Raw genomic sequence first — 24,166 nt, forward strand, 5'->3', positions numbered from 1 at the left:
ATAATCTATGACCGCAAAACCTTCTCCTCGGTCAATTCGATTTGTTCACCCACAGCAATGCGGTTTTTGTAACTCGCCTTGATAAAGGCGCTGAACAGCGGATGCGGCTCGAGCGGTTTTGACTTGAACTCGGGATGGAACTGGCAGCCCAGGAAGTGAGGATGGTTGGGAATCTCAACGATTTCAACGTATGTCGCATCCGGGGTGGTTCCGGTAATGCGCAACCCGCCTCCGGTCAAAAGAGCTTCATATTCGCGGTTGAACTCATAGCGGTGCCGGTGGCGCTCACTGATCTCTGTTGAGCCATAGGCATTTGAAGCCAGGGAATTCTCCTGCAAAATGCAGGTCCACGCGCCGAGACGCATGGTCCCGCCCATTTCCTCGACGCCGGTGAGCTCGCGCAGCTTGTAAATGACGCGGTGCGGAGTTGCAGGATCGAATTCGCTTGAATTCGCTCCGTTCAGGCCACAGACATTGCGAGCAAATTCAATGCAGGCGGTCTGCATGCCCAGGCAAATGCCGAAATATGGGACCTTGTTTTCGCGCGCATAGCGAATGGCATTAAGCATTCCCTCGATACCGCGCTTGCCAAAGCCTCCGGGCACGAGAATCCCGTCGAAACCCCTGAGCTGTTCTTCGTAGTTTGCTGCCTCAAGCCCCTCGGCCTCGATCCAGGTCACGCGCAGCTTCAGGTTATGCGCCAGCGAGCCGTGCACCAGCGCTTCTTTGAGTGACTTATAGCTGTCCTCGTATTCGACATACTTGCCGACAATGCCGATGGAAACTTCATCTCTCGGGTTATAGCAGCGGTGGACGAGATCCTTCCAGCGGCTCAGATCCGGCTCGGCAGTTTCAAGGTGCAGATATCTGAGCGCCAGCGCATCCACGCCTTCCTGCGCGAAGCAGAGCGGGACCTCGTAAATCGAGTCCACGTCCCTCGCGGTGATGACTGCTTTCTCTTCCAGGTTGCAGAAGAGTGCGATCTTGCCCTTGATCTCGCGGGATAACGGGCGATCGCTGCGGCAAAGGAGGATGTCGGGCTGGATCCCGATCGACAGCATTTCCTTGACGGAATGCTGCGTGGGCTTGGTCTTCAACTCCTGGGCCGCGCTTATCCAAGGGACCAGCGTGACATGGACGAAGACCGTATTCTCGCGGCCCAGCTCCTGCCGCATCTGGCGAATGGCTTCAAGGAACGGCAGAGATTCGATATCGCCGACCGTGCCGCCGATCTCGACGATAGCGACGTCACAATTTGCCGCGACCTTGCGCATGGCGTTTTTGATTTCGTTGGTGACGTGGGGGATGACCTGGACGGTTTTGCCAAGATAGTCGCCGCGGCGCTCTTTGGTGATGATTTGCTCATAGATGCGGCCGGTGGTGAGGTTGTTGTCGCGGGTGAGATGGGCATGGGTGAAGCGTTCATAGTGGCCGAGGTCGAGATCAGTTTCCGCGCCGTCGTCGGTGACAAAGACCTCGCCATGCTGAAAGGGCGACATCGTCCCAGGATCGACATTGAGGTAGGGGTCAAACTTCATCAGGTTGACCTTCAGTCCCCGCGCTTCCAGCAGGCAGCCGATGGATGCCGCGGCCAGGCCCTTTCCTAAGCTGGACACAACTCCGCCGGTCACAAAGATGTACTTTGCTGACATCGCTGCTTCACCCTTTTTTTGTGGTTTTGATTGGCGTACCAGGTAGGCACAATTGATTCTACCCGGAATTTCGGGAGAATGAAAGCAGGAGAAAATGAGGGGCAGAATCCAGCCTGAAAACACCTAAATCTGCACCAAATTGTGAGATAAAAGGGAGATAAGTGACGTGTTATTGCACAGTTTCGTCTAAAAGACGGCCCATGAAACACCTGGCTTCCATCCTGATTGCGATGCTGTTATTCAGTCTCCTGCCCGGCTTCGCCCAGGGCGGCGGAGACAAGCGGCTGATTCTGAAGGATGGTTCCTACCAGATTGTGACGGAATACCAGATTGCAGGCGACCGCGTCCGCTACAAGAGCGCTGAGCGCGGAGGCCAGTGGGAAGAATTGCCCAAAGACCTGGTGGATTGGCCGGCAACCGACAAATGGAACAAGGAGCACGCCCCGGATGCGATGGCGGCTGCCGAAGCCGCCCGCGAGCAGGCTGAACAGAACGATGCCGCCGCAATAGACAAAGAGGAGGCGACCGAGCGCGCCGCTGAAAAGGCGCGTATGCCCATTGTTTCGCCTGGTCTGCGGCTGCCGGATGAAAGCGGCGTGTGGGTGCTGGATACGTTCCACGGCACTCCGGAACTGGTTCGGCTGCAGCAAAGCAATGGCGACATCAACAAGAACCTTGGGCACAACGTTCTGAAAGCGACGATCAATCCGATGGGGGGCTCGAAGCAACTGATCCAGATTGACGGTGAGCGGTCGAGATTCCAGATGCATGTAGCCCAGCCCGAACTTTACGTCAGTCTTGATGTAAACGACGATTCCGTCCCCGATGACGCCCTCAAAGTGGACACCCATGGCGCAAGTTCAATGCCGAAGGATAAGAACAACTACAGCTCCCCAAATAGCCACTACGTCATTGTGCGCGTGCAGCAGCACCGCAATTTGCGGGTTGTTGCCGCGATGAACATCAGCATGCTGGGCAAGGTTTCGCATTCGGAAACAATTGTCGAAACCACGAGCCAGATTCTGCCGGGTGGACACTGGATGAAGGTTGTGCCCAAAGAACCGCTCAACTTTGGTGAATATGCACTGATGGAAGTGCTCTCGCCGCAGGAAGTGAATCTTGACGTATGGGACTTTGGAATTGACCCAACAGCCCCGGAAAACAAGAACACGCTGAGTCCAATCTTGCAGGCGAAGTAAAAATTCAGATTTGGATAGTGTCTCATGAATTTCGGCTCTGGGAGATAGTGATACAGCCGAAGGGGAAAAGCCTCCAGGACGACCTGCTCTCATCGAATCGGGACAGTGAGTGTACTGCCTAAATTCAGCAAAGGAGACGCCATGCAGCTAGCTGAAAACGTCAAGGTTCTTTTCATCGCGGGTTTTGGTCCCATCGTCCCCGACACGGAAGAAAGTCGTAAGCTCTACCGCGATGTTCTCGGCATTGCTTTCAAAGAAGAGACGGGCGGCTACCTTCATACCGAAGCTGTTCCGGGTGCAAAGACTTTTGCACTGTGGCCACTTTCTCAGGTGGCACAGTCTTGTTTTGGCAAAGATTCCTGGCCTGCGAACGTTGCTGCCCCCCAGGCGTGGTTGGAGTTCGATGTGGACAGTGTTGAAGAGGCAACCACGGCCCTTGAATCGAGCGGACATCGAATGCTTGTCAAGAACAAGAAAGAACCGTGGGGGCAGATTGTTAGCCGTTTCATCTCACCAGAAGGACTGCTGGTCGGTATTACTTTCACTCCATCGATGCGGGAACAGAAGTAGTCACATCGATATTCGGTCGAAACTGAATCCAAACTGAGACACTACCCAGATTTGTCAGCACGAGCTGAGTGGAATGAAGACGAAAGCCCGCCCTGAGCGCAGCTGAAGAGAACCTGCATTTTCTCTTTCCGACCCACTCCAAATTTGAACCGTATCCCTCCACCCCTCGCATCGAATACAGTAGATATAAGCTTGATGGCAGCATCCCTGACCAGCCTCGGCATTGAGGAAAACGGAAATCGGTCGCGCCTTATCGATAAGTATGGCCGCGCCATTACCGACCTGCGCGTGTCGGTGACCGACCGCTGCAACTACAAGTGCGTTTACTGCCGCACGGGGAACGACGGTGCCCAGTATTCAGAGCTGCCCATCGCCGACTACCTGCGTATTGCGCGCATCTTTGTTGAACTTGGCATTGAAAAGGTAAGGCTGACGGGCGGGGAACCGCTGCTGCGCAGGGGCCTGCCAGACCTGATAGGCGAACTTGCCAAGCTGAGAACAGCGGTTGACGGTGAGCCGCTTGATCTGGCTCTAACAACCAACGGTCATCTGCTCGCCGATATGGCGCAGTCTCTTAAAGACGCTGGTCTTACGCGCGTCACCGTTAGCATGGATGCGGTTGATCCTGATACTTTTGCACGCATCACACGCGTTCCCGGGAGTTTCCACAAAGTCCGCGAGGGAATCCGCGCTGCCCAGCGTGCCGGGCTGGGACCGGTAAAGGTGAACTGCGTATTGCTGCGCGGCTTCAATGAAGACCAGATCGTCCCCTTCGCGAAATTCGCGCGCGATGAGGGCGTTATCGTGCGCTTCATCGAGTTCATGCCGCTGGAGGAGGACCGCCTCTGGACGCCTGCCTCGGTCATTCCTGTGCACGAGCTTATAGCCCGGCTCAGTACTTTCCGGTCTGTCGTTCGACTGGAAGCCAATGCTCTGAGTGAGACAGCGCAGCGGTACACCTTTGACGATGGCATTGGAGAGATAGGCATCATTGCGCCTGTCTCGCAGGCATTCTGCGGGCATTGCAGCCGCATCCGTCTTACATCTGACGGCAAGATCCGCACCTGCCTCTTTTCACAGTTTGACCACGATCTCTATGGACGCATGGTGCGCGGCGCTGATGATGAAGAGATGGCCGCCTTCATCCGCGCGACCGTGGAAAAGAAAGAAGCGCGCCACCATATCGGTGAGCCTGATTTTCTCAAGCCCTCGCGCAGTATGGTGCATATCGGCGGCTGATTACGCGATGCGTTTTGCCATGCGCCGCACCTGAATGGACTGTCCTCCCGGCAACGGAACATCGAACGTCTCGAATGCCTCGTATCCATGCGCCGCATAGAGCGGAACACCGGGTAGGGTGGCCGCCATTTCCATGCTGTGGAACCCGGCACTGCGCGCTTCCTGCTCGCAGCGTTCAAGCAACGCCCGGCCTACGCCTTTGCGCGCGAACTTAGGATGCGTGAAGAAGGCGCGGATGCGCGCCGGGTCGCGCGTGGGATCAAGCATGACGTCGTTGCGTGAATGATCGTAGTGGCTCGCCCCATAGAGGGTGCCGCGCTTGCTCCATCCGCCGCATCCGGCGATTTGGCCGGCAATTTCGGCAACATAGTAGGTGCCATCGTCAATGAGCTGCTGATCGACGCCGAAGACGGAGTGTACAGCCGCCTCAATCTGCTCTCGCGTATACCAGTCTGCCTGCAACTCGCGCACGGAGTGCTCAATCAACTCGCGTAGTGCGGGAATGTCGTCTCTGGTTGCTGCGCGGAGGAAGATACTGCTCATACGAAGCCAATCTACCGCAGTCTACATCCCGTCATAGTTAGGGCCGCCGCCACCTTCCGGAGGCACCCAGTTGATGATCTGGTACGGGTCCATGATGTCGCATGTCTTGCAGTGTACGCAGTTGGCGAAATTGATGTGCAGTTCCTTGCCTGAAGGCGTCTCGCTCGATTCGACCATTTCGTATACGGCAGCCGGGCAGAAGTACTGGCAGGGATTGCCGAACTCTTTGCCGCAGCGGCCATTACAAATGTCGAGGTCTTTGATGACAAGGTGCGTCGGCTGGTCGTCGTCGTGACGCGTGCCTGAGTGGTACACATCGGTGAGGCGATCGAAGGTAAGCTTGCCGTCGCCCTTTGCGTTGCCGAGAAACGGCGTGCGCTCGCCGCCCCATTGGCCAAGCGAGTTAAGCTGCTTCATGTTCAGATAGCCGGCGTGGTTCTTGCAGTCCGGCCCGAGATTACTGCCGCGCAGAACATACTGGACGCCTGCCTTGACCAGACCCTCGAAGCGTCCATGCTCAAAGCCCTGATGAAAATTCCGGACTTTGTACAGCTCTTCGCGAATCCAGCTTTTGTCTAGGGATGACTGGTACTCGCTGAGAGTGTCGGCGGAACTGTCGCCGGAAATGAGCGCGCTGAAGGTGGTCTCGGCGGCGAGCATTCCGCTCTTGATGGCGAGATGGATTCCCTTAAGCCGCTGCGAGTTGAGCAGGCTGGCCGAGTCGCCCAGAAGCATCCAGCCATTGCCCGAGAGGCGCGGGATGGTCAGCCATCCGCCATAGGGCATTGACTTCGCGCCGTAGCGGACCATTTTGCCGCCTTCAAGAATCCGCCGGGCCAGCGGATGCTCCTTGAATGTCTGGAAGACGTGATGCGGATCGGTGCGCGGGTCTTCGTAATCGAGTCCGGTGACGTAGCCAATCGAAACTTGCGTATCTGATATGCCGTAAATCCATGCACCGCCGTATTCCTTCACCGTCAGCGGATAGCCCAGCGTGTAGATCACCTCGCCTTTGGCAACGCGCCCGGCGGGAATCTCCCACAGCTCCTTGATACCGACGCCGTAGGTCTGGGCGTGGTCCGAGTCTTCCAGGTTAAGGCGCTCGATGAGTTGCTTGGCGCAGTTGCCGCGTGTGCCTTCGGCCAGGATGGTAATCTTCGCGCGCAGATCATATCCCGGCTCGAAGTTCGCCTTCGGCTGGCCGTGCTTGTCTACGCCCTTGTCGTCGGTGCGGACGCCGGCCACGCGGGCGGTTTCAGGGTCTGTACTCCCGTCCTCAAAGAGCAGCTCGGAGCCGGCGAATCCGGTAAAAACAGTGATGCCTGCCTCTTCTACCTTCTGCCCGAGCCACTTTACGAATTTGTTGATGGAGATGATGTAGTTGCCGTGGTCTTTTAGCGGCGGCGGAACGATGGGCAGCTTGCGAGCCTTGTTCTTGCGAAGAAAATAGACTGATTCCTTTGTGACTTCGGCGTCAATCGGCGCTTCAGACTCGAAGCCGGGCAGAAGCTCCCGCATCGAGCGCGGATCGAGCAGCGCGCCGGACAGGCAGTGCTGGCCTGCTTCGCGCGCTTTTTCAAGGACGTAGATGTTCTCCTTCGAAAGCTGTGAGTCAGGGTGATTTGTATTGTGCTCATCGATCAGCTGCGAGAGCCGCAGCGCGCAGGCCATCCCGGCGGGGCCTCCACCGATGATGACAACATCGGCCTCCATCTGCGGGCGGTCAATGCCTTCAAGTGGTTTGCGAAAAGTAATCATGGGTGACCGGACATGATACAGGATTGAGAAAGCGGCTTGCTGTCCCAGGTGCTGCACTTCAGCCGTGCCGTAATCGCTCACAATTACATGGGCTTTAGCCCATGAGGTAACAGAATTCTGCGATAGCCGTGCTTTTAGGTAGAAGCGCTGGGCTTCAGCCCAGCGAAACAGCGCACAAAATCAAGGGCTTTAGCCCCGGCCTTTTACCAGGAAACTCCCCCCTTCGTAAAGGCATGGCTTCGGCCATGCCGTAATCGCTCTAAATACAGTGCGGCTTTAGCCGCTGAGGTAATAGGTCTTTGTCTTCTATGGGATTTTTCAGCACCCTCTTCAGCCCAGCGAAAACAGCCCAGGGAATATTGGGCAATCACTACCGGATGCGAATGAGTCAATCTAACATCGAGTAGTCGAGCGGACGAATCGTGCTGCGGTACCGGACTTCGCCATCCTGCTCTTCGCCCAAAAGTGTAACGACATATTTCTTCGTCATGATCGTTTCGCTTTCGCTTGAAGGATCGAATCTCGCACTTGTCTGACTCTTTCTTGCGATGGTCATATGTTATCCGAAGGATCGAAGCAGCATACGGTACGCAGGGTAGAAGCACCGGGCTTTAGCCCGGTGAAATAGAGCCCAAAATTAGGGGGCTTCAGCCCCGGCCTTCAGAGGATGGACGCTAAAAGTCGCTTTTTCGTAAGGGCATGGCTTCAGCCATGCCGCATGCCCAAAATACATGCGGCTTTAGCCGCTGAGGTATATGTTTTGTATCCGATGGCCGTTCATCTCCGCCGAATGGTTCAAACTCTTCGCGCACTTGCTTTTCTGAATGATATTTAGGCTTCATTTTTCCTCGAAATTAAACAGCCCGCCTCCATATGGTATCTCGCAGGCACTGCTACTTCCACGACCTCAGCCGCCAACCGAGGCAACGCAACCGCCGCCGCTATCCCGCCGACGAACTCCGTGACGCCATGGCTGTAGCCCTGCGAGATCCCGGCAACATCCAGCAGATGCTCTCCGCCGTCATCCTCGCCCTCGCCGAAGACGGGATCGGCTACAAGGCCCAGACCCTGCTCCATGCCCTGCAGCTCGCCTCCAGCCTGAACGGCAACAATCTGGAAATCATTCCCATGCCGCCCGAGGAGGACTAGCCCTGTGTCCTGAGTTGGATGTGCTTTGGGGTGCTGAGCGCTGTGCCTTGAAAAGTGGTGCGCCCGGAGAGATTCGAACTCCCGACCTAATGCTCCGGAGGCATTCGCTCTATCCAGCTGAGCTACGGGCGCGTGTTTTTAGGATACTATACCGCCAAAGCTTCGCCGCTTTGATGGAGAGAAAAGGAGAGTCCCAGATGCAGCGCAGGACAGTCACGAAAACACTCTGTTGCGCTCTGTTCGCAACGCTCATTGCCAGCACGTCAGCATTCGCCCGGCAGGACAAGCAATCGCGCCCCAGCCCGCCCGAACAGGCCACTGTGTCGCTGGGAGGCCACACTGTCACCATCGACTACAGCGCGCCTTCCATGCGCGGACGCAAGATCTTCGGCGGCCTCGTGCCTTACGACAAAGAGTGGCGCACCGGAGCGAATGAAGCGACCACGATTAAGTCAGATGTGAACCTGCGAATCGGCAACTTGGGCGTGCCCGCCGGAACCCATACGCTTTACTCAATCCCCGGAGAAAATGGCTGGACGCTGATCGTAAACAACCAGACAGGCCAGTGGGGCACAGTCTACGACCAGCTCAAGGACCTGGGCCGAGTCAAGATGTCGGAAGGCGCGATGCCGAGCAGTCCGGTTGAGACTTTTCAGATCAAGTTTGAGGACACCAAAGACCTTTCCACCGAGCTGCATCTGCAGTGGGAAACAACCAACGTCTACGTGCAGGTGACGGCAGTTCCTTAACCGAGGCCCGCATCTCTCGCCCGCTCAAGTTCCAGCATGACGGACTGGATCAGCTCCTTCGCGCCATTGATTTCGTTCATGACGGTTTCAATGTCGAGCGCGGGCTTTGACGGATTGCGGTTCGAGACGCAATAGACTCCATGCTGGCCGATGAGGATGAGCGCGTCGGTCAGCGCGTCGAGCGATACGGCCAGCCTCCCGCGCGACGCCCCCATCATGAATTCGTACTTTTCGAGTTCATCGCGCCGGTCGTGAAAGACAGACATGCCGACTACCACTCTTTCGCCGCGGTATCCACTTCGACAGCGTCGTGCATCGCCGGACCCTTCCAGCGCAGCACTGGCTTGCGCGCTGCGGTCGTCTCATCCAGGCGCGAGATGCGTGTCGAGTGCGGAGCCGAGATCACGACCTCCGGATTTTCCTCCGCTTCACGCGCGATCTGCCGCATCGCGTCGATGAACAGGTCCAGTTCTTCACGCGATTCACTCTCCGTCGGCTCGATCATCAGCGCGCCGGGCACGATCAGAGGAAAGGATGTGGTGTACGGATGAAACCCATAATCGATGAGGCGCTTGGCGATGTCGCCCGTTTTGATGCCGTTCTTCACCTGCCGCTTGTCGCTGAAGACCACCTCGTGCATAGACGGCGTATCGTAGGGCAGCTCATAGACATCCTCGAGCTTCTTGCGGATGTAGTTCGCGTTCAGCACCGCATCTTCCGTCGTCTGCCGCAACCCATCCGGACCATTCGCCAGAATGTACGCCAGTGCCCGCACGAACATTCCGAAATTGCCGTAGAAGGCGCGCACCCGCCCTATCGAATGCGGACGGTCGGAGCTCCAATGCAGCAATCCATCATCGCCCAGCGCCACAAATGGGACCGGCAAAAATGGCTCCAGAAATTGTTTGCACGCCACCGGCCCGCATCCCGGACCACCGCCTCCATGCGGTGTCGAAAACGTCTTGTGGAGATTCAGGTGCATCACATCCACGCCAAAGTCGCCGGGCCGCGTCTTGCCGACCAGCGCATTCATGTTGGCACCGTCCATGTAAAGCAGCGCACCCTTATCGTGCAGCACATCGGCGATCTTGTGGATTTCGCTCTCGAAGACCCCAATCGTCGACGGATTGGTCAGCATCAACGCCGCCGTGTCTTCGTTGACCACCTTCGCCAGGGCCGCAACGTCCACGCCACCCTGCGCATTCGATTTCAGGTTCACCACCTGGTAGCCGCAGCTCGCAGCCGTCGCGGGATTGGTCCCATGCGCCGAATCGGGAATAATGACATTCTTGCGCGGATTGCCCTTCGACTGGTGATAGGCTCGCGTCATCAGCATGCCGGTAAACTCGCCGTGCGCTCCCGCCGCGGGATGCAGCGCGATGGCGTCCATTCCGGTAATCTCGATCAGGCAATCCTTCAGGAGCTTGATGATGACCATCGCGCCACGCGACAGGCGCTCGGGCTGATACGGATGGGCCTCTGCGATGCCTTCCAGCCTCGATACAAATTCATTTACCCGCGGGTTGTACTTCATCGTGCAGCTGCCCAGCGGATACATCCCCAGATCAATCGCATAGTTCCACGTCGAAAGCCGCGTGAAGTGCCGGATGATTTCGATCTCGCTCAACTCCGGCAGCGCGGGCTTATCCTCGCGCGTCGCGGCGCCCAGCAGTGCGGCCGGATCGATTTCGGGCACATCCAGCGGAGCAAGCTTGTAGCCCTTCTTGCCCGGTGAAGACTTCTCAAAGCTCAACGGTTCGTTCTGCGTCAGGTGAGCCGTCACCTTGCGGGTCGTACCTACAAATCCGTTCGTCGTCGTCGCCATTCCTGAATTCCTTTATCGCGCCGCAGAAGCCACTGATATCTCGGCCACTATCGCGACCGCCGCATCAATCTGTTCTTTGGTGGTCAGCTCTGTCGCGCACCATAATGTCGCGTTTTTCAATTCCGGATACCACTTACACAAATCGAGGCCGCCGATGATCTTCTTTTCCATCAGCCGCGCGTTCAATCGCCGCGGAGGCTCCTCGGTCTGCAACACAAACTCATGGAACCGCGGCGACTGCCCAAACAGCAGTTTGTCGTGCGCTCCCAGCGCATCTGCCGCGTACGTTGCCTTGGCCAGATTCTGCACGGCAAGTTCCTTGATGCCTTCCTTGCCGTAGACGGTCATGAAGATCGTTGCCATCAGCGCCACCAGCGCCTGATTGGTGCAGATATTCGAAGTCGCTTTCTCGCGCCGGATGTGCTGCTCGCGCGTCGAGAGTGTCAGCACAAAGCCGCGCCGCCCTTCCTTGTCTTTGGTTTCACCCACCAGACGCCCCGGCATCTGCCGCAGATACTTCTCCTTCGCCGCCAGCACACCGCAATACGGGCCGCCGTAGCTCAACGCAACTCCGAACGACTGCGCTTCCATTGAGACGATGTCCGCCTCCACCGGCGGCCGCACAATCCCTAGCGACACAGCTTCAGCGATGGACACAATCAGAAGAGCGCCTTTTTTGTGGGCGATCTCCGCAATCACCGGAATGTCTTCAATCACGCCGAAGAAGTTCGGCGACTGCACCAGCACGCAGGCCGTCTCCTCATTCACAGCCTGTTCCAGTGCTTCGAGGTCGATGCGTCCCGCCTGGACATGGCCGTCGGGATAGTACGCAACCTCGCGCGCCTCATGCCCCTGATGCTGCGCGTAGGTATGCATCACCTCGCGATACTCCGGATGCACCGTCTTCGCCACCAGCACGCCATCGCGGCCGGTCACGCGCACGGCCATCATCACCGCCTCTGCCGCGCCGGTTGAGCCGTCATACATTGAGGCATTGGCGATGTCCATGCCGGTCAGCTCGCAGATCATCGTCTGGAACTCGAAGATGGCCTGCAACGTGCCCTGCGTGATCTCAGCCTGATAAGGCGTGTATGAAGTAAGAAACTCGCCGCGTTGGACTAACGAATCAATGATCACGGGACGATAGTGCCGGTACGCGCCCGCGCCCAGAAAGCTCGTGTAGGCATGGGCATTCTTTTCCGCCGCTGCCTTGAAATAGTCGATGATCTCCGACTCACCCATTTGGCGCGGCACCTTCAGGTCGCGCATCAGCCTGTACTCTTCCGGAATGGCGGTGAAAAGGTCGTCAATGGAGGAAACGCCGATTTCGCGCAGCATGGCTGCGCGCTCAGCGGGTGACTTGGGGAGGTAGCGCATGTTTGTCGGTCCTTACTGCTGAAAACAACGATGAAATACAAGAACACTGAGACTTGCTGGCACGATCAATGCCCGGTCTCTTCCGCAATGAACTTTTCGTAATCCGCTGCGCTCATAAGTGAATCAACTTCAGCCGGGTCGTTTATTTCAACCTTCATGATCCACGCCTCGTGCGCGCTGGTGTTTATCTTTTCCGGGGATGAAGCCAGTTCCTCGTTCACTTCCGTCACGGTTCCAGTGACTGGCGAATAGAGGTCGGAGACAGCTTTCACGGATTCGACGCTGCCAAAGATTTCGCCCTTCTTCACGGCTGCGCCCACTTTGGGAGATTCGACAAAAACAATGTCGCCAAGCGAATTCTGGGCGTAATCGGTGATGCCGACCTTGCCGGTTTTGCCGTTGACCTCAATCCATTCGTGCTCGCGCGTGTAGCGGTAGTTTGCGGGGTATGCCATGTATTTTCTCTTTCTTATTGTAAGGTCTGTTGTGGTCAGGACTGCTTTTTCGGGCGCCGGTAGAACGGGATAGGCACAACTTTGGCGCGGACCATAGTATTGCGCACCTGTACGAAAACTTCATTGTCCAGCGAAGTGTACTCGCGCGGAACAAACCCGAGCGCGATGTTCTTCTTTAGGAACGGCGCGGGCGAGCCGCTGGCGACAGAGCCAATCTGTGTTCCGTCCGGATTAAAAACGCCATAGCCATCGCGGGCAATGCCGCGGTCAACCATTTCCAGGCCGACGAGCTTGCGCGACGGGCCTCCCGCCGCCTGTACCTGCTGCAAGGCTTCCGAACCGATGAATGGCCCTTTCTCGATCTTGCAGAATCGGTCGAGCCCAGCTTCAAAGACATTGATGGTCTCGGAAATTTCGTGCCCATAGAGCGATAGCGCCGATTCAAGTCGCAGCGTGTTGCGGGCACCCAGACCGCAGGGGACAATCCCGAATTCCCTGCCTGCTTCCAGCACCTCTTCCCAGACGCGCTTGCTGGTGGCTTCGTCCGATGGGATGTAAATCTCGAAGCCGTCTTCGCCCGTGTATCCGGTGCGCGCGATCAGCGTGTTGTGCAGGCCGCAAACAGTTCCCCACTTGAACCAGTAAAACTTGATGGTCGAAAGGTCGACATTTGTCAACTTCTGCAGTGTTTCGGCAGCCTTCGGGCCTTGAATCGCAAGCTGGGTGTAGAGGTCGCTGTAGTCGCTGACGTGGCAGTGAAAGTTCCGCGCGTTTGTCCTGATCCAGTTGAAGTCCTTCTCGCGCGTTCCGGCATTAATGACAATCAGGTAGTCATTGTCAGAAAGTTTGTGGACGATCACATCGTCTACAAAGGTCCCCTGCGGATACAGCATCGCCGAATATTGCGCCTGTCCCTCGTGCAGCTTCGCGGCATCATTCATGCAGATATGCTGAACTGCGTCCAGTGATTCAGGACCGCGCAGTTGAATGTCGCCCATGTGGCTTACGTCGAAGAGTCCGACGTCCGTACGCACAGCCATGTGCTCGGCAATAAGGCCTGAGTATTCGACAGGCATGTCCCACCCGCCAAAATCGACCATTTTGGCGCCAAGCTGGCGGTGGACGGCGTTGAGCGCAGTCTTGCGCAAAGCGGGGGCTGTGGCAGGTGTAGACACGTTAGGATCCTTCGCCTGAAGATGCCGAACCTTCTAACTTACCACGCTGCTGCGCGCAGGGCGACACGCGCTTTCAGCGCCACAGAAGCCGCTGGGAATATACTCCTTCGGCATGTTATATTGGGCATCCTCATCGGGCTAAAAGGAACTGCCTGCAAGAAAGGCGACCCGTGGCGGAAGAAAGAAATGAGAGCGCATCGCTTGCGAAGCCGGCCGAGTTCTTCATCGGGCTTGTTGACTTCTTTGCCATTCTGCTACCGGGAGCCATAGCTACCGGCATTCTGGTGCAACTGACCAAAACAAACTCTGCACTCCACTCCTTTTACCATCAATCGATCTTCGGCGAAATTCCCCCAGGGCAATACTGGCCGCGCTGGATTGCCTTCGCCGTCATTTCGTATCTTCTGGGTCATTTTATTTTCCTGATTGGAAGCGCCAGCCTGGATAACCTGTATGACCGGACTTACAAGCTTGTCCACAAAGACAAAGAAGAGGCGGGCAAGCTACAAGGCAGAGCAGAGATTCTCCTCTATACGGCACTCGGTATTCCTAAGGGAGAGGTTAAGTCGACCTATCAATGGACCCGTGTTTATGCGAGGCTGCGTACCCCGGCGACGTCTCTGGAAATTGACCGATATGAAGCTGATTCGAAATTTTTTCGCAGCCTGACCGTACTTTTGTTTCTTGCCGGTTTCCTGCTTCCAGCAGCGCTTTCTGCGAGAGTTGGCTGGATCATATTCGCGGTACTCATTGTATTGACTCTATTTATTGCGGCTGTGCTGCTGAATGAAAGCTGGAGAAAAACAAGCAGCCAAGAGACGAAAAACGAACTTGCGAAAGAAATAAGAGAACGTCGCGCATGGACGATCCTTGCGTCCGCCGTCTCCCTGCAATTTGTTTTCTACCTCGACCGCGGGAATTGGCATTGGTATTGGTTTGCGGCTCAAGTTGCATCAGTAGCTTGCCTGCTCCTATCGGGCTGGCGATACATGGAGCGTCGCTACAAAGGTGTGGCCTTTGCATATCGACTTTTGCTGGCCAGCGTCGCGGAGTTGACGTCTCAGGCCGTAAGCCCACCAACGAATAAACACGACTAGGAAATCATCAAGTGGCGAAGCCAGTTACTTATCCGCGTAATAGCCGTCGCGGGTCTGCACATAAAGATCCTTCTTATTCGTGGTCAGCGTGATCTTGTGGTAGCTGTCGTCGGTGCTGGACTTGTCCGGCGTGTAGCCGAGCATGTACTGGGAGCGCAATTCCTCGGCAATGCTCGCGTAAATCTGGTCAAAATTTTCTTTTTTCTTTGCCTCATACATGCGGCCGCCGGTCTCTTCTGCAATCTGGATCATGATCTTCTTGCCATCGACGTGTGGCTCTTGCGAGGGACGCTGTCCGCCCCGTCCACCAGGATATCCTCCGGGATAGCCACCACCCGGATAACCACCGCCGCCCATGCCGATGTGAGGACGGCCATAGCCGCCGCCATGATTTTCGTAATCATGCTGCTGCTCACCCTGGAAATAGATCGTATAGACCACTGTATTGGCCCGCTGCGCGGATTCAATCGCTGAGTTGAGGGTCTCTTTGCTGCCGCGATCCTGTCCATCGCTCAACACGACGATGGCCTTGCGGCCCTGCTGCTTTTTCATCAATTCATCGGAGGCAAGATAGATGGCGTCATACAACTGTGTGCCACCGTGGCGCATGCGCTGCTGGCCGGGATCAGAATCAGATGTCGTTTGATACTGCTGCTGTGTCGGCCCCAGGTCTTCAAGCGCGGCGGAGAGCTTGTCTTTCGATGGGGTCAAATCCTGCAGCAGTTCCACTTCGCGGTCAAAGTGAATAAGAAAGGCCTTGTCTTCTGGCTTTGTGAGCATCTGGTTCAGGAAAGTCTTGCTCGCCGTCTTTTCCTGATCGAAGGCATTGCGCATGCTCATGCTGGTGTCGACCAGCAACCCGAGCGTGAGCGGCAGGTTCGTATCGAGATTGAAGTACTTGATGGTCTGCGGGCGATTGTCCTCAAGCAGGGTGAAGTCGTCTTTCGTCAGGTTGGCGACGATCTGCCCCTTCTTGTCGCGGACAGAAACCGGCAGAGTGACGACTTTTACGTTGACCGAGAGCGTGGTTGCGGGAGCGGTTGGTTTTGCGGCATCAGGCGCGGCGGTTTGGGGAAATGCGATGGCTGCGCAGAAGAACAGGCCCAGGACAATGGCAAAACAGCGACAAATCGACTTCGTGGGAGACATAAACGGATCGTCTCCCTCTTAGACGGAAGAACAAGGTGAACAGTTGACGGCTATATCTGCGAAAAGTCGGTTGGCGTCAGGATCAGATTTGTGATGTTGCTCACGATCTGCTCGAAAGCATAACGCGGCGATGTTGAAAGCTTCTTCCAGTCGGGATCGTTGCCGAATGCGGCCCATTTTTCATTCATTTCGCCGATATCGCCGAATGTAAGCATGTAGGTCAGGTTCGGGAGACGCGGCCCGATGAGCGAGTCTCCATAAAACACCTGTCCAAAGCCAGCCTTTTGGAAAATCTCAAACTCGCCATTGTGGAACATCTCTACCTTGCGCACATGGTCCTGGTTCGTCGGGCTCTCGTAGGTGCGCAACTGGAAAACACGCTTCGCGTGTTGCGCCGTGGCCGCCGGAACGGTCAGCCTGGGATGGCCCTCAAAAGCGATCATTAGCTGGCTTTCAATGCGGACGTATGGAGGCTCTTTTGCCGATGCATTCCAGAAAGGTTCAGCAGCCTGCATGAACTGCTTGTCCTGAACAAGGTGTAAATCGGCAGTCACCAGCGTTTCGACCGACGTGCTGGGACTAAGGACATAGAGCGTCGGCGTCTCCGGCCCAATGGTGAGGCGGAATGCGCCGACAGGCGAAATGCCCATACGGTTCAGCGCCGGAATCAGCGCATCTGAGACGTAGCTTTCAGTCAGCTTTGTTTGCGGACCTGACTGCATGAAGTACTTGCGCAGCTCATAATATTCACGTTGCTTGCCCATGGTTGTCTGCGCTCCAGATTTGCCGGTGAATGCGAGTGCCGATGCGGCGAGGGAGGAAGTGAGAAAATGGCGTCGTTCCAAAGGGGATCTCCTGATGATTTGGATTGTAGCTAAATCACCACGGATTCGTGATACTCCCCGAAGACTTCGCGCATGGACGCGGCTATTTCCCCCACTGTGGCGTAACTTTCCACTGCTTCGAGAATTGCGGGCATAAGGTTGTCGCCGGAGCGAGCATAGTCTTTCACTTTGCCGATTCCAGATTGCCATTGCGCTTTATCACGGCGTTGGCGCAGGGCGCGAACACGCTCAACCTGCTTGCGTTCCAGCCCCTCATCAATGCGCTGGATAGGAATGGGCGGTTCCTCTTCACGCGTAAAACGGTTCACACCGACGACCGTTGCTTCGCCTGAGTCTACAGCGCGTTGATATTCATAGGCGGCGTTCTGGATTTCCTGCTGCACCCAGCCCTTTTCGATGGCGCGCAACATTCCTCCAAGCGCGTCGATACGGTCGAGATACGACCTTACCTGCTGCTCAATTTTGTGTGTCAGCGACTCGACATAATACGACCCAGCAAAGGGGTCGATGGTCTGTGGTGCGCCGGATTCCATGGCGATGATTTGCTGGGTGCGCAGGGCGATGCGCGCGGCTTCTTCCGTCGGCAGCGCCAGCGCTTCGTCATAACCGTTGGTATGCAGCGACTGTGTGCCCCCCAGCAATGCTGACAGCGCCTGGATGGCGGTGCGGACAATGTTGTTCTCCGGCTGCTGCGCGGTGAGCGTTGAGCCTGCCGTTTGCGTATGAAAACGCAGCATCCACGAGCGCGGATTCTTTGCGTCGAAGTGGTCGCGCATGAGATGCGCCCAGACGCGGCGAGCGCAGCGGAACTTCGCCACCTCTTCCAGAAAGTTATTGTGCGCGTTGAAAAAGAATGAGAGACGCGGGGCGAACTTGTCGACGTCTAAGCCAGCATCGATTGCTGCCTGCACATATGTCATGCCATTAGCCAGCGTGAAGGCGACTTCCTGTGCGGCTGTCGATCCGGCTTCACGCATGTGGTAGCCGGAAATCGAAATCGTATTCCACTCGGGAACTTCATCGTTCGCCCACGCAAACATGTCCGTAATAATGCGCATCGCGTGCCGGATGGGATAGATATACGTCCCGCGCGCAATGTACTCCTTCAGAATGTCGTTCTGCACGGTGCCGGAGAGCTTTTTAACGTCCGCTTCTGTGCGCTTCGCCACTGCGACATAGAGCGCCAGCAGAATACTGGCCGTCGCGTTGATCGTCATTGAAGTAGAAATCTTATCCAATGGAATGCCATCGAAGAGCCACTCCATGTCTTCGATCGAATCGATGGCCACGCCCACCTTGCCCACTTCGCCCAGTGACATTGGATCGTCGGAGTCATAGCCGATCTGCGTCGGCAGATCGAAAGCGACTGACAGCCCTGCCGTCCCCTGCTCCAGCAGAAATTTATAACGGCGGTTGCTCTCCTCGGCATCGCCCATGCCGGCATACTGGCGCATGGTCCAGAGCCGTCCGCGATACATCGTTGGCTGAATGCCGCGCGTGAAGGGAAACTCGCCGGGGAAGCCGAGATCCGTTACCGGATCAAAGCAGATGGCTTCAAGATCGGCGCGTGTGTAGACGGATTTCTGCGTCATTCCGGAAACACTACTTTTGATCCCTTCACGCCGTAGTAAGCGATAAAGATGTAGCAGAGCACGGGGATGATGAACGCCCGGTGAATGCCTATGTGATCAATCAGGATTGCCTGCAATTTCGGAATAATCGCGCCACCGACAATAGCGATCACTAGCAAGCCGGAGGCTTCGCCGGTAAGCGGTCCCATCTCAGCGATTCCTAACGTGAAGATGCTAGGGAACATGATGGAGTTAAACAATCCCACCGCCAGAATGCTCCACATGGGCCAGGAGTGCGGAATCAGCAGCGTCCAATGCCAGCTAAGGAAATGCAAAGGTAGTGCCGTAGTGACACCCGATGTAAATGTAGTATTCATGCTGATCAGCACAAGTGCCGCTGCCATCAGAGCGCACAACATCAGCAGTGTCCCCGCTTTCACTTTCTGCAGAACGGCTGATCCGATAAAACGCCCGACCATCGCACCACCCCAGTAAAAGGCAACGTAAGCGGATGCCGCTAACTCTGTTAATGCGGCTATGTAGGACTGATGAAAATAGTTGATCAGAAAGCTGCCAATCGAAACTTCCGCCCCAACATAAACAAAGATCGCCACTGCTCCCAGCACCACATGCCGATACCGCCAGATGCTGTGCTGCTTCCCGCCTCCTTTAATGGGGCGGAAGTCCTTGGTTGTGTCGATGCGCGGAAACTTGTATAGGGCAATCGCCAATCCCAAAAGCACAAGCACCAGCGTGAAGATGAAGTATGGAAACTTGACTGAGGCCGCCTGCTGTTGCTGATAGGATCGAAGCGCCGCAGCTGTCATGGAACTGGTATTTTCAACAGCTTTCGTCGCGCTCCGCAAAATTAGATAACCGCCTAACGGCGGCCCAATTGTTGTCCCAAGAGAATTGAAGGCCTGCGAAAGATTAAGTCGGCTTGAAGCCGTTTGCGGCGGTCCAAGGACGGCCACATACGGATTTGCGGCAACCTGTAGTGCCGACATACCAGCACCCAAAATAATCAGCGCGACCAGAAATAAGGCAAATGATGGCAGGTTAGCGGCAGGAATAAACAACACAGCGCCTAGCGCCATCGTAAATAGCCCCGCCACCATCGTCCGCTGGTAGCCTATCCACTCCACGATCTTCCCTGCAGGGAACCCAAAGATCGCGTAAGCGAAGAAGAATGCCACCTGGATGTTGGCCACCTCCGAGTAGCTCAGGCCAAAAATATCTTTGAAATGCGGAATAAGGATGTCATTGAGCGAAGTGAGAAAGCCCCACACGAAGAAAAGCGTCGTGACCATCGCCATGGCGCTTTTGTTAGTCGAGCCTGGAGCGTTAGTTGTACCTGAAGTGCTGCTTACATTTGTGATGGCCATGCAGTCCTGGGTCCTCAAAAATGACGCAATCCTGTTCCAGTGAGATGCCGCCAAAATGCGCCGGAAACAAGATCAACGCTGATCATAAATGGACAAAGCAACGGCTGACTCGGCATAAAACGATGGAAACGTTGCCAGATTAGAATTTTCACCCTTGTAATCGCTTGCCTCATAAGGAATTAAGTTTGAAACTTTCATAATGGGCCCTACGTCTTTTGAGTGAGTTATGAAGTGGTGGGCCCTTTTTCCCCGAGAGACTTAAGGACACTTTTCGATCTATGCCATTTGTAAAAACATCGCTGGCGCTTGGCTTGTCTGTTTCGACGGCACTTGCAGCTGTCGCAGTTCACCCTGCATTCGCAACCGCAGGCCAGACAGCCCCGGCGTCGACAGCGCGTCTGTTGGGAACGGTGACGGCGGTAAACAGCGACACGATCACGATCAAATCAGACGCCGGCGTAGTGTCAACGATCACCGTCAGTGATGCAACCCGCATTGTGCGTACGGAACCGGGGCAAAGAGATTTGAGTAGCGCTACACCGATCCATGTGCAGGACCTGGCGATTGGTGATCGCGTGCTGGTGCGGGCCACGCCAGTTCCGGCTGCGAACACCTACACCGCCCAGGCGGTGATCGCGATGAAGAAGAGCGACATCGCGCAGCGCCAGCAGCAGGAGCGCGAAGACTGGCAGAAGCGTGGCGTCGGCGGCATTGTGAAGTCGGTAGACACAGCCGGCGGCACGATAGTGGTGGCTTCGGGTCCGAGAACCATTATGATCCATACCACGCCAAAGACCATCATCCGCCAGTACGCGCCGGATTCAGTGAAGTTTGATGATGCCAAAGTTTCAACGCTCGACCAGATTAAGCCGGGCGACCAGTTGCGCGCTCGCGGCGACCGCAATGCGGACGGGGCTGAAGTCAACGCTGATGAAATAGTTGCCGGCTCGTTCCGCAATATCGCTGCGACCATCGCAAGCGTGAATCCAGCCGGCCAAACGTTGACTGTGACTGATTTGGCTACGAAAAAGCATGTCGTCATCCGCGTTACGCCCGACTCTCAGCTGCATAGGCTCGCGCCGGAGATGGCGCAGGCCATTGCGGGCAGGCTCAAGACCGCAGGAACTCCGGCTGGTGAACAGCCAGTTGCGGCGGGCGCGCGGCCTCCTGCGGAGAATGGCGGAGGAATGGGCGCAGGCAGGCGCGGGGGAGATCTTTCGCAAATGTTGCAGCGCGCGCCGAGTGTTCAACTAACAGATTTGCATCCGGGCGACGCGGTGATGATTGTCGCAACCGAAGGCGCAAGCGACGCGGCGACGGCGATTACGCTGCTGGCTGGCGTGGAACCAATGCTCCAGGCTTCAACTAAAGCAAGCCAGAGCCTTTTTTCTTCTTCCTGGAGCCTGGGCGGTGGCGGAGACGCCGCGGCAGCCTCGCAACAGTAAGCACATCGATACGTCAATTATTGAAAGCTCTTGGAGTGTTTGTGAAACAAAGAGTTCTTGCACACTATTTCTCTATTCTGCTCGCCTTATTGCTGGCTTTTGGATCGGCAACACATATGATGGCGCAGGCCACGAAGGGCGCGGTGCGCGGCCAGGTGACCGACCCGACTGGCGCAGTGATTCCGAATGCTAACGTCAGCCTGACCACACCTGATGGCCACACCGTTGCCACGGTCACGTCGAATGGGCGCGGCACATATGAAGTGAACAATTTGACGCCGGGCACCTACATTGTGATTGCGAACGCCCAGGGCTTCGCGGCATCCAGTTCAAAAGCGATTTCCGTCACCGCGGGGCAGACAAAGGACTTTAACGTCTCGCTCGAAATCGAGGTCGAAAAGCAGCAGGTGCAGGTGAACGCCGAGGCCACCACAGTAGACACCAGCCCGGATAACAATGCCAACGCCATGGTATTGAAGGGCAAAGACCTTGATGCTCTTTCCGATGACCCTGACGAATTGCAGAGCGAACTCCAAGCGCTGGCCGGTCCTTCCGCCGGACCGAACGGCGGGCAGATTTACATTGACGGCTTTACTGGTGGACAGCTTCCGCCGAAGTCGTCGATCCGCGAAATTCGCGTGAACCAGAACCCGTTTTCGGCGCAATATGATCGGCTCGGCTATGGCCGTATTGAGATTCTGACCAAGCCGGGAACGGACAAGCTGCACGGCAGCGTCCATGTGAGCGGCACGGATTCAGCCTTCAACGCAGCGAACCCGATTCTCAACTCGAACCTGCAACCCGGCCAGCCAAAGATTCCTTTTCCGGATTACTACAGCTTTTTCGGGCATGCAAACGTCGGCGGGTCTCTTTCCAAGAAGACGTCCTTTTTTGTAAGCGGTTTTGGGCGTGACACACAGAATGTGAGCGTCATTGACGCGGTCAATCCCGAGACCACTACCGACCCCAATAACCCGGTATATCTGAATACCACGGTCAGCAATCCCAGTACGCGCCTCGATATCAGCCCACGCTTAGATTTTCAACTCGGCGAGCCGGACACGCTGACGGTCCGCTATGACTTCACGCGGAACACGGACGAGAATGCCGGAATCGGCACCACCAGTCTTCCCTCCGTGGGATACAACACGCACAGAATCGAGAACGAAATCCAGTTGAGCAATAGCTGGATCATGAACTCGAAAATCGTCAACGATATGCGCTTTGAGTACACGCGCTCACACAGCGACCAGACTCCCTTGTCAACTGATCCGACAATCTCCGTCCAAGGAGCGTTCACCTCTGGCGGCAGCAACAGCGGGACCTTGCGTGACAATCAGGATTACTTCGAGTTCCAGGATTATTTCACTGCGGCTGAGGGCAATCACGCGCTGAACTTTGGCGCGCGTCTCCGCGCCACGCATGATGCAAACTACACCGATGCCGGAACCAACGGGATGTACACCTATCAGTCGCTTACCGATTATCTGAACAACAACCCGCAGCGCTATCAGTACACAGTCGTAAACAACAATGCGTACACCGCACGAGCAACAATGTTTGATTCAGGTCTCTTTTATCAGGATGACTGGAAGATAAGTCCACGCTTCACTTTCAGCTACGGCCTGCGCTGGGAGGCACAGAACTACATCCACGACATCAATGACTGGGCGCCGCGCGTTTCATTCGCCTACGCGCTTGATGGCGGCAACGGAAAGCGGGCGAAAACCGTTCTGCGCGCTGGGTATGGATGGTTCTACCAGCGTTTTAACGAGGCAAACACGTTCGGCGGGGGCGGTAGTACTCCTTTCGTCATCTACACCATCCATCACAATGTTCCCGCGCCGGGCGGTGTATCAAACCAGCAGATCGTGATTCAAAACTTCGGCAACTCAACGACCCAGAATCAAGCCCCGACTTACTGGCAGATTGATTCTCATTTCCACGCAGCGCTGGAGATGCAGGGGGCAATCGGGATTGACCGCCAGATATCCAAGACAGCCACGGCGAACGTGACCTATCTTTACAGCCAAGGCATACACCAGTACCTCAGCAACAACGTGAGCGCCACGCCCTTCGACACATCAAGTGGAACGTATATTGACGCCGGTGGGCTTGCGCCTCCCAGTGAAAACCTCTACACCTATCAATCCATCGGCTTTTACCGCCAGAGCCAGATCATCGCCAGCGGCAACGCGCGTTTCCGCCGCTTCAGCCTCTTTGGCTTCTACATGTACAACAATGCGTTGAGCAATACGGGCGGCGTGAATTCGTTCTTGTCGAACGCACATGATCCTAAACTTGACTATGGGCGCTCGGCCTTTGACGTGCACAACCGGTTCATTGTTCTGGGCAACATCCAGGCGCCATGGGCCATCTCGTTTGCGCCGTTCCTGGCATACAACTCAGGGACGCCCTACAACCTCACTATTGGTACCGATCTGACTGGAAACAACCAGTTCAATGCGCGGCCCACATTCGCCGCGAGTTGCAGTGAGACGGGCGCTGTTCAGACAAGGTTCGGCTGCCTGAACACGGACCCCGCGGGCACCAATGAACGGATCGTTCCATTTGGATATGGCAACGGACCGCAGAATATCAGCCTGAACATGCGCGTGAGCAAAGTGATCGGCCTCGGGCCGCGCGTTGAAGGTAATGGCCCTGGTGGCGGGGGCGGAGGACGTCGCGGCGGCGGCTTTATGGGCCTTAGCGGCAACCAGAGCGGGCCCGGACGCCTGGATGCGTCTGTATCGCGCAAGTACAACTTGACATTTACCGCTTTCGCAACCAACGTGCTGAACCATCAAAACCTGGGAACGCCGAACGGAACGCTGCTCTCGCCGTTCTTTGATAAATCACAATCGCTGGCCGGGGGCTTCTTTGGACCTCCGACAGCAGGTAACCGCAGTATCTTCCTGGAAGCTGCATTCAACTTCTAGCCCATACCAGGCAGAGGCAGGTCTTCTTGACTGGCCTCTGCGAA

At 56.2% G+C, this 24,166-nt stretch carries 20 protein-coding genes and 1 tRNA gene; 8 read left to right on the forward strand and 13 right to left on the reverse strand.

The genetic code is table 11. From position 1 onward, the window contains the following. Positions 1 to 5: 5 nt before the first annotated feature. On the reverse strand, positions 6 to 1,652 hold the full coding sequence (locus VEV40_RS13945) for a CTP synthase (RefSeq protein WP_324833155.1): 1,647 nt from the start codon (positions 1,650 to 1,652) through the stop codon (positions 6 to 8). 200 nt (positions 1,653 to 1,852) lie between these two features. Here VEV40_RS13945 and VEV40_RS13950 point away from each other — a divergent pair, with 200 nt between their 5' ends. The 3 genes from VEV40_RS13950 to moaA all read left to right on the forward strand — a co-directional run bounded on the left by VEV40_RS13950 (position 1,853) and on the right by moaA (position 4,660). After that, on the forward strand, positions 1,853 to 2,851 hold the full coding sequence (locus tag VEV40_RS13950) for a hypothetical protein (protein ID WP_324833156.1): 999 nt from the start codon (positions 1,853 to 1,855) through the stop codon (positions 2,849 to 2,851). 141 nt (positions 2,852 to 2,992) lie between these two features. After that, entirely contained in the window at positions 2,993 to 3,421 is a 429-nt protein-coding gene (locus VEV40_RS13955; RefSeq protein WP_324833157.1) for a VOC family protein, read from the forward strand. Between the two features lie 195 nt (positions 3,422 to 3,616). Then, complete coding sequence (gene moaA / locus VEV40_RS13960; protein ID WP_324833159.1) at positions 3,617 to 4,660, forward strand: GTP 3',8-cyclase MoaA; 1,044 nt, start codon at positions 3,617 to 3,619, stop codon at positions 4,658 to 4,660. Here moaA and VEV40_RS13965 read toward each other — a convergent pair whose 3' ends face one another. Together VEV40_RS13965 and VEV40_RS13970 are read right to left on the reverse strand one after the other, a co-directional pair. Then, positions 4,661 to 5,203 (reverse strand): GNAT family N-acetyltransferase, encoded by a 543-nt coding sequence (locus VEV40_RS13965; protein WP_324833160.1) that lies wholly within the window; start codon positions 5,201 to 5,203, stop codon positions 4,661 to 4,663. 21 nt (positions 5,204 to 5,224) lie between these two features. Beyond that, on the reverse strand, positions 5,225 to 7,042 hold the full coding sequence (locus VEV40_RS13970) for an electron transfer flavoprotein-ubiquinone oxidoreductase (protein WP_324833162.1): 1,818 nt from the start codon (positions 7,040 to 7,042) through the stop codon (positions 5,225 to 5,227). A gap of 888 nt (positions 7,043 to 7,930) precedes the next feature. Between VEV40_RS13970 and VEV40_RS13975 the strand changes: the two genes are divergently transcribed. Further along, the gene (locus VEV40_RS13975) at positions 7,931 to 8,110 is read left to right on the forward strand and encodes a hypothetical protein (RefSeq protein WP_324833163.1); all 180 of its coding nucleotides are present in this window, start codon (positions 7,931 to 7,933) and stop codon (positions 8,108 to 8,110) included. A 55-nt stretch (positions 8,111 to 8,165) separates the two neighbouring features. Here VEV40_RS13975 and VEV40_RS13980 read toward each other — a convergent pair. After that, positions 8,166 to 8,242 (reverse strand) — tRNA-Arg (locus VEV40_RS13980). Positions 8,243 to 8,307: 65 nt separating this feature from the next. On the opposite strand from VEV40_RS13980, the gene VEV40_RS13985 reads away from it, so the two are divergent. Continuing rightward, the gene (locus VEV40_RS13985; protein WP_324833165.1) at positions 8,308 to 8,859 is read left to right on the forward strand and encodes a DUF2911 domain-containing protein; all 552 of its coding nucleotides are present in this window, start codon (positions 8,308 to 8,310) and stop codon (positions 8,857 to 8,859) included. Here VEV40_RS13985 and VEV40_RS13990 read toward each other — a convergent pair. The 5 genes from VEV40_RS13990 to gcvT form a co-directional block, all read right to left on the reverse strand. Next, positions 8,856 to 9,125 carry a hypothetical protein gene (locus VEV40_RS13990; protein WP_324833166.1) on the reverse strand — a complete coding sequence of 90 codons (270 nt, stop codon included), beginning with the start codon at positions 9,123 to 9,125 and terminating at the stop codon, positions 8,856 to 8,858. The two genes, VEV40_RS13985 and VEV40_RS13990, sit on opposite strands and share 4 nt — an antisense overlap. Before the next feature lie 5 nt (positions 9,126 to 9,130). After that, a complete protein-coding gene (gene gcvPB / locus VEV40_RS13995) occupies positions 9,131 to 10,684 on the reverse strand; it encodes an aminomethyl-transferring glycine dehydrogenase subunit GcvPB (protein ID WP_324833167.1) in 1,554 nt (517 codons plus the stop codon). Positions 10,685 to 10,696: 12 nt separating this feature from the next. Beyond that, entirely contained in the window at positions 10,697 to 12,061 is a 1,365-nt protein-coding gene (gene gcvPA / locus VEV40_RS14000; RefSeq protein WP_324833169.1) for an aminomethyl-transferring glycine dehydrogenase subunit GcvPA, read from the reverse strand. Positions 12,062 to 12,126: 65 nt separating this feature from the next. After that, positions 12,127 to 12,516 (reverse strand): glycine cleavage system protein GcvH, encoded by a 390-nt coding sequence (gcvH, locus tag VEV40_RS14005; protein ID WP_324833170.1) that lies wholly within the window; start codon positions 12,514 to 12,516, stop codon positions 12,127 to 12,129. Between the two features lie 35 nt (positions 12,517 to 12,551). Beyond that, on the reverse strand, positions 12,552 to 13,691 hold the full coding sequence (gene gcvT, locus VEV40_RS14010) for a glycine cleavage system aminomethyltransferase GcvT (protein ID WP_324833172.1): 1,140 nt from the start codon (positions 13,689 to 13,691) through the stop codon (positions 12,552 to 12,554). Between the two features lie 284 nt (positions 13,692 to 13,975). Between gcvT and VEV40_RS14015 the strand changes: the two genes are divergently transcribed. Then, complete coding sequence (locus VEV40_RS14015; protein ID WP_324833174.1) at positions 13,976 to 14,788, forward strand: hypothetical protein; 813 nt, start codon at positions 13,976 to 13,978, stop codon at positions 14,786 to 14,788. Between the two features lie 24 nt (positions 14,789 to 14,812). Here VEV40_RS14015 and VEV40_RS14020 read toward each other — a convergent pair whose 3' ends face one another. From VEV40_RS14020 to VEV40_RS14035, 4 genes are read right to left on the reverse strand one after another with little or no spacing between them, the layout of a single operon-like run. Then, on the reverse strand, positions 14,813 to 15,937 hold the full coding sequence (locus VEV40_RS14020; protein WP_324833176.1) for a VWA domain-containing protein: 1,125 nt from the start codon (positions 15,935 to 15,937) through the stop codon (positions 14,813 to 14,815). 50 nt (positions 15,938 to 15,987) lie between these two features. Continuing rightward, on the reverse strand, positions 15,988 to 16,782 hold the full coding sequence (locus VEV40_RS14025) for an NIPSNAP family protein (RefSeq protein ID WP_324833178.1): 795 nt from the start codon (positions 16,780 to 16,782) through the stop codon (positions 15,988 to 15,990). 29 nt (positions 16,783 to 16,811) lie between these two features. Beyond that, positions 16,812 to 18,374, reverse strand: coding sequence for an acyl-CoA mutase large subunit family protein (locus VEV40_RS14030; protein WP_324833180.1), 1,563 nt, complete (start codon positions 18,372 to 18,374; stop codon positions 16,812 to 16,814). Then, positions 18,371 to 19,738, reverse strand: a complete 1,368-nt coding sequence (locus tag VEV40_RS14035) for a sugar MFS transporter (RefSeq protein WP_324833181.1) — start codon at positions 19,736 to 19,738, stop codon at positions 18,371 to 18,373. The genes VEV40_RS14030 and VEV40_RS14035 overlap by 4 nt, the downstream gene beginning before the upstream one ends. A gap of 278 nt (positions 19,739 to 20,016) precedes the next feature. Here VEV40_RS14035 and VEV40_RS14040 point away from each other — a divergent pair, with 278 nt between their 5' ends. Together VEV40_RS14040 and VEV40_RS14045 are read left to right on the forward strand one after the other, a co-directional pair. Next, positions 20,017 to 21,183 (forward strand): DUF5666 domain-containing protein, encoded by a 1,167-nt coding sequence (locus VEV40_RS14040; RefSeq protein ID WP_324833182.1) that lies wholly within the window; start codon positions 20,017 to 20,019, stop codon positions 21,181 to 21,183. Positions 21,184 to 21,224: 41 nt separating this feature from the next. Continuing rightward, positions 21,225 to 24,122 carry a TonB-dependent receptor gene (locus tag VEV40_RS14045; protein ID WP_324833183.1) on the forward strand — a complete coding sequence of 966 codons (2,898 nt, stop codon included), beginning with the start codon at positions 21,225 to 21,227 and terminating at the stop codon, positions 24,120 to 24,122. The last annotated feature ends 44 nt before the right edge of the window (positions 24,123 to 24,166 follow it).

This window comes from Alloacidobacterium sp. (assembly GCF_035631355.1).
In the GTDB taxonomy this organism is placed as follows: Bacteria; Acidobacteriota; Terriglobia; order Terriglobales; family Acidobacteriaceae; genus Alloacidobacterium.

Coding starts and splice junctions, on each gene's coding strand:
- VEV40_RS13945 (WP_324833155.1), bottom strand. CDS start 1,652: ATGTCAGCAAAGTACATCTTTGTGACCGGCGGAGTTGTGTCCAGCTTA.
- VEV40_RS13950 (WP_324833156.1), top strand. CDS start 1,853: ATGAAACACCTGGCTTCCATCCTGATTGCGATGCTGTTATTCAGTCTC.
- VEV40_RS13955 (WP_324833157.1), top strand. CDS start 2,993: ATGCAGCTAGCTGAAAACGTCAAGGTTCTTTTCATCGCGGGTTTTGGT.
- moaA (WP_324833159.1), top strand. CDS start 3,617: ATGGCAGCATCCCTGACCAGCCTCGGCATTGAGGAAAACGGAAATCGG.
- VEV40_RS13965 (WP_324833160.1), bottom strand. CDS start 5,203: ATGAGCAGTATCTTCCTCCGCGCAGCAACCAGAGACGACATTCCCGCA.
- VEV40_RS13975 (WP_324833163.1), top strand. CDS start 7,931: ATGGCTGTAGCCCTGCGAGATCCCGGCAACATCCAGCAGATGCTCTCC.
- VEV40_RS13985 (WP_324833165.1), top strand. CDS start 8,308: ATGCAGCGCAGGACAGTCACGAAAACACTCTGTTGCGCTCTGTTCGCA.
- VEV40_RS13990 (WP_324833166.1), bottom strand. CDS start 9,125: ATGTCTGTCTTTCACGACCGGCGCGATGAACTCGAAAAGTACGAATTC.
- gcvPB (WP_324833167.1), bottom strand. CDS start 10,684: ATGGCGACGACGACGAACGGATTTGTAGGTACGACCCGCAAGGTGACG.
- gcvPA (WP_324833169.1), bottom strand. CDS start 12,061: ATGCGCTACCTCCCCAAGTCACCCGCTGAGCGCGCAGCCATGCTGCGC.
- gcvH (WP_324833170.1), bottom strand. CDS start 12,516: ATGGCATACCCCGCAAACTACCGCTACACGCGCGAGCACGAATGGATT.
- VEV40_RS14020 (WP_324833176.1), bottom strand. CDS start 15,937: ATGTCTCCCACGAAGTCGATTTGTCGCTGTTTTGCCATTGTCCTGGGC.
- VEV40_RS14030 (WP_324833180.1), bottom strand. CDS start 18,374: ATGACGCAGAAATCCGTCTACACACGCGCCGATCTTGAAGCCATCTGC.
- VEV40_RS14035 (WP_324833181.1), bottom strand. CDS start 19,738: ATGGCCATCACAAATGTAAGCAGCACTTCAGGTACAACTAACGCTCCA.
- VEV40_RS14040 (WP_324833182.1), top strand. CDS start 20,017: ATGCCATTTGTAAAAACATCGCTGGCGCTTGGCTTGTCTGTTTCGACG.